Below are 1,218 nucleotides of genomic sequence, written 5' to 3' on the forward strand. Positions count from 1 at the left end.
CCGGAATTCGCGCCCATGCAGACCCACACGCTGCTGTCTGAAGAGCACCGGAAAACCGTCGCCGAGGGCGCAGGCCAGCGCTGCGGCGAACAGCACGGGGCTGAGCAGAACCAGCGCCGCCAGCGACAGCACGGCGTCCAGCAGGCGCTTCACGCGCTCCGCCCCATGCGCGCTGCGATCGCCTCGATGTCCGCCCGGATGCGCAGGCGGTCGCCCTCCACCTGCTGCGCAGCGCGCTCGCGCAGCGCGCGTTCCGCCTGCCGCAGCGCCTGCACCCGGTCCTCGAATGATTCGGCGTCCGCGCCCCCATGGAAGCTGCGCGACAGGATCACCGCAGCCGAGCCCAGCCGCAGGTGTTCCGCGAGCACGCTGCGCCCCGGCAGCAGCCCCTCGTCGAGCCGCGCGATGCCGCCGAAACCAAAGCGCAGGCCGCGCGCGTGCACGCACGCGGCGACGCGATCCAGCAGGCCCTGCGCCAAGGGCTCGAACATGAACCGGCAGCCGAGCGCCAAGTGCAGATCGTTCAAGCCCACGAACACCTCGCTCAGGCCGGGGGTGTCGATCCAGGCGGCGAGCGTCTGGAGCGCGCCCGCCGTTTCGAGCAGCGCGACGATGGGCGCGCGCCCCGCGACCAGGGCGCTGAAGCTGCGCAATTCGTCCGGCGCATGGAACATGGGCAGCATCAGCGAATCCGCGCCCTGCGCGAGCACGCTGTCCAGCTCCCCCGGCGTGCCCGCGTGCAAGGGATTGAGCCGCACCATCAGGCGCGCGCGCCGAAGCTGCGCCCTGACGCGGCCCACGTCCCCGATGCCATGGCTGCTGATGAAGGTGTTGCGCCCGGCCTGGCGCTGCGCCTTGCCGTGGATTTCCAGATCGACGAACAGGCGCATCCCGGGCAGCAGGTCGCAGCGGCGCGCCAGCCCGGGGTCGTTCGTGATTTGCAGGAAGTCGATCATGGTGTGTGCTGTGGGGGAGCAATCATGCGCGCAGCGCCTGGCGCAGCTGCGGGCCCGAGAACCAGCCGGCTGCGGCAACGGCGAGCGCGGCCAGGGCGCACGAAACCAGCTCCCGGACCTGTTCCGGACCCAGGGTCCGCGCCGGGGCGGCCTGGCCGCCCCCGGCCGGGCCGATCCAGCGCGCCAGCAAGGCCACGGCGAGCAGCGCGAGCAGCGGAGCCAGCAGCTCGCGCAGCGGTATCCAGCGCCGCACGGCGCGCGC

At 72.7% G+C, this 1,218-nt stretch carries 3 protein-coding genes; all 3 read right to left on the minus strand.

What is annotated here, in order from left to right; all coding sequences use genetic code 11:
• A partial coding sequence (locus tag VTU_RS35405) for a sugar transferase (protein ID WP_010101888.1) occupies nucleotides 1–153 on the minus strand: 153 nt, incomplete at its 3' end.
• A complete protein-coding gene (locus VTU_RS0105760) occupies nucleotides 150–956 on the minus strand; it encodes an aldolase/citrate lyase family protein (protein ID WP_010101890.1) in 807 nt (268 codons plus the stop codon). The genes VTU_RS35405 and VTU_RS0105760, both read right to left, overlap by 4 nt.
• 22 nt (nucleotides 957–978) lie before the next feature.
• A partial coding sequence (locus VTU_RS33475; protein ID WP_010101892.1) for a hypothetical protein occupies nucleotides 979–1,218 on the minus strand: 240 nt, incomplete at its 5' end.

This window comes from Verminephrobacter aporrectodeae subsp. tuberculatae At4 (genome assembly GCF_000193225.1).
GTDB lineage: Bacteria > Pseudomonadota > Gammaproteobacteria > Burkholderiales > Burkholderiaceae_C > Acidovorax > Acidovorax aporrectodeae.

What these genes read in the sequence shown, in the direction of transcription:
- VTU_RS0105760 (WP_010101890.1), bottom strand. Translation starts at nt 956, where the DNA reads ATGATCGACTTCCTGCAAATCACGAACGACCCCGGGCTGGCGCGCCGC.